General features: G+C 66.1%; 3 protein-coding genes and 1 pseudogene. 3 read left to right on the top strand and 1 reads right to left on the bottom strand.

Translation table 11 applies throughout. The features are described from left to right. The 3 genes from I5M_RS01325 to I5M_RS01335 all read left to right on the top strand — a co-directional run. Positions 1 to 457, top strand: a 457-nt coding sequence (locus I5M_RS01325) for an ABC transporter ATP-binding protein (RefSeq protein WP_022719756.1), incomplete at its 5' end; no start/stop codon positions are given. Between the two features lie 25 nt (positions 458 to 482). Next, on the top strand, positions 483 to 1,658 hold the full coding sequence (locus I5M_RS01330) for an ABC transporter substrate-binding protein (protein ID WP_022719757.1): 1,176 nt from the start codon (positions 483 to 485) through the stop codon (positions 1,656 to 1,658). A gap of 81 nt (positions 1,659 to 1,739) precedes the next feature. Then, positions 1,740 to 2,432 (top strand): DUF2848 domain-containing protein, encoded by a 693-nt coding sequence (locus I5M_RS01335; RefSeq protein ID WP_022719758.1) that lies wholly within the window; start codon positions 1,740 to 1,742, stop codon positions 2,430 to 2,432. Between the two features lie 335 nt (positions 2,433 to 2,767). On the opposite strand, the pseudogene I5M_RS01340 reads toward I5M_RS01335, so the two are convergent. Beyond that, a pseudogene (locus I5M_RS01340) lies at positions 2,768 to 2,961 on the bottom strand (long-chain fatty acid--CoA ligase); the annotation flags it as partial.

The raw sequence follows: 2,961 nt of genomic DNA on the forward strand, positions 1-2,961 counted from the left end.
CGGGGCCCATCTGCGCCGAGACAGCGCCGCGGTGCGCAGCGAGATCGCCGCGATCTATGAGCGCTTTCCGAATCTCGGCCAGCGCCGCCATGTTCCCGCCGCGACGCTGTCGGGCGGCGAGCAGCAGATGGTGGCGATCGGCCGCGCCATGCTGGCGAAGCCGCGCGTGCTGATGCTCGACGAGCCGTCGCTCGGCCTGTCGCCGCTGTTCGTCTCCAAGGTGTTCGAGCTGATCCAGGAGATGAATCGCAGTGGGCTGACCATCGTGCTGGTCGAACAGAACACCGGCAAGGCGCTGTCGGTGGCGCACAGCGCCACTGTGCTGGAGCTCGGCAAAGTCGTGGTCGCCGGCCCGAGCGAAGCGCTGCGCAACGATCATCGATTACTCGAAGCCTATCTCGGCGGCAGCGCCGAGACGCCGGACGCGCCGCAGCCGATGCGGGCGAATTCTCACTAAGTCAGAGGAAGAAGGAGCAGGGTTGATGAAGGCGAACGGGATCGTAGCAGCGGGCGTCGCGCTGGGACTGATGAGTGTTGCAGGCAGCGCGAGCGCGGCCGACCTGGTATTCGGCTTCTCGATGGCCAAGACCGGTCCCTATGTCAGCCTCGCCAACACCAACGAGGTCGCGGTCGATATGGCGGTCGACGAGATCAACGCCAAGGGCGGCATCGGCGGCAACAAGATCAAGCTGGTCAAGTTCGACACCGGCGGCGACCCCAAGCAGGCCGCGCTGGCGGTGCGTCAGTTCGCCGAGGACAACAAGGCGCTGGCGGTGATCGGGCCGTTCTCGTCCGGCGAGGTCCGCGTCGCGTTCCCGGCCGGTGAGCGCCTCGGCATCGTGCAGATGTCGATGTCGTCGTCGGCGCCCGGCCTCACCAAGGGCTTCAGCTACGCGTTCCGCAACACTCGCGACGAGAAGATGGTGATCGACCAGGTGCTGGCGGCGCTGCGCGACAAGAAGCTGCCGATGAAGACCGGCGCCACCGCCTTCGCCACCGACGACACCGTGTCGAAATCGGTCGGCACTGCGGTGCTGCCGGTGCTGTTCACCAAATACGGCGTCGAAAACAAGGGCGCAGTCGACTTCCAGTTCGCCGCCTTCGATCTGTCGCCGCAGGTGTCGCAGCTCGCTCAGATGAAGCCGGACATCATCGGCCTCGGCGCGCCGCCGGAAGCCGCCGTCAATCTCGCCAAGGAGCTGAAGCGCCAGGGCGTCAGCGGTCGCCTGATCGCCGGCACGACCGTGGCGGATCCGGATCTGCCCAAGCGCATGGGCGGCGCCGGCAACGGCATGACCATCGGCACCACCTTCTATGCCGAGCTCAACGACCGCACCAAGGCGTTCGCCAAGCAGTTCGCCGAGCGCACCACCGCAGCCGGCATCGCCCGCCACGAGCCCAACCAGCAGGACGCTTCGGCCTACGACATCGTGTATCTGCTCGCCGAAGCCGCCAAGACCGCCGCCGTCACCGGCGCCGCCGACAAGGTCGCGGCCGAGCGCACCGCGATCCGCGACGAACTCGCCAAGCTCAAGGGCTTCGCGGCGCTCGAAGGCACCATCTCGTTCGGCGAGGATCACGACTCGATCAAGCCGATCTACGTGATCGAGGCCAAGGACGAGCGCTGGACTTTGCTCGACACCCGCAGCGGAGAGTAATCTGCCGCTTGCATTTTGCGCGGAGGCGGCTCACGCCTCCGCGTGCCTTTCAAGAAGACGCGCGTGCCGCAAGGGAGAGACATGTATTCCACCCCCATCGATTTCGTCGTTCACGAACCGTCCGGCAAGACCACCCGCTCGATCGGTTTCTCCGACCTGATCATCGCCGGCTGGACCGGCCGCGATCCGGTGGCGCGCGACAAGCACATCAAGGAACTCGAAGAGCTCGGCATCGCGCCGCCGGCCTCGACGCCGATCTACTACCGCGTCGCCGCGTCCCGCCTCACCACGCGTACCGCGATCGAAGTCAGCGACGAGAATTCGAGCGGCGAGGTCGAGTTCGTGCTGATCAAGTCCGGCGGCAAGCTCTATGTCGGCGTCGGCTCCGACCACACCGACCGCAAGGTCGAGACCTACAACATCACTGTCTCGAAGCAGATGTGCGACAAGCCGGTGGCGGGCGAGCTCTGGCTGTATGGCGACGTCGCCCCGCATTGGGACCAGCTCGTGCTGCGCTCGTGGGCAACGATCGGCGGCGAGCGCGTACTGTATCAGGAAGGCGCTTTGTCCGGCATGCTGCCGCCGCTTGAACTGATCGAGCGCGAATTCGGCAAAGCCGGCCTGCCGGAAGGCGCCGCGATGTTCGGCGGCACCTTCGCGGCAAAGGGCGGCATCCGCCCGGCGACGCGATTCGACTACGAACTCAGCGATCCGGTCAAAGGCCGCAGCATCACCAGCGGCTACGACGTCCGGACGCTACCCGTGCTGGGCTGATCAGAGTTAGTTAATTCTTCAAGGCGAAGCACAGCGTAGCCCCAAGCACAGCGCGCCCCCTCTCCCGCTTGCGGGAGAGGGTTGGGGTGAGGGCACCCCAAGCAGTGAGTCTGCTATTTGCCGCGCCGCCGTAGCCCTCACCCGTCCCGGCTTCGCTGCGCTTCGCCGTGCCGACCTCCCCCGCAAGCGGGGGAGGTTACGCTGTGCTCGGCGAGACGTTGCGGTTCAGCATGCGACCGTTTCGATAGAGCTAAGTATTGTCCCCGCGCCGCAGCGCGCTCCCTCTCCCGCTTGCGGGAGAGGGGTGGGGTGAGGGCGACGCGGGCACTTGAGTCCTACGCCGCCGCCCCGGGCAGCGTGTAGCTCTTGAACTGATCCCTCAGCGCCGTCTTCAGGATCTTTCCCGTCGCCGTGTGCGGGATGGCGTCGACGAACACGATGTCGTCCGGCATCCACCACTTGGCGATCTTGCCGTCCATGTAGTGCAGGATCTCTTCGCGGGTACAGCTCACGTCCGGCTTGAGCTGGC

It is taken from the genome of Rhodopseudomonas sp. B29 (genome assembly GCF_000333455.1).
In the GTDB taxonomy this organism is placed as follows: Bacteria; Pseudomonadota; Alphaproteobacteria; order Rhizobiales; family Xanthobacteraceae; genus Rhodopseudomonas.

Coding starts and splice junctions, on each gene's coding strand:
- I5M_RS01330 (WP_022719757.1), top strand. CDS start 483: ATGAAGGCGAACGGGATCGTAGCAGCGGGCGTCGCGCTGGGACTGATG.
- I5M_RS01335 (WP_022719758.1), top strand. CDS start 1,740: ATGTATTCCACCCCCATCGATTTCGTCGTTCACGAACCGTCCGGCAAG.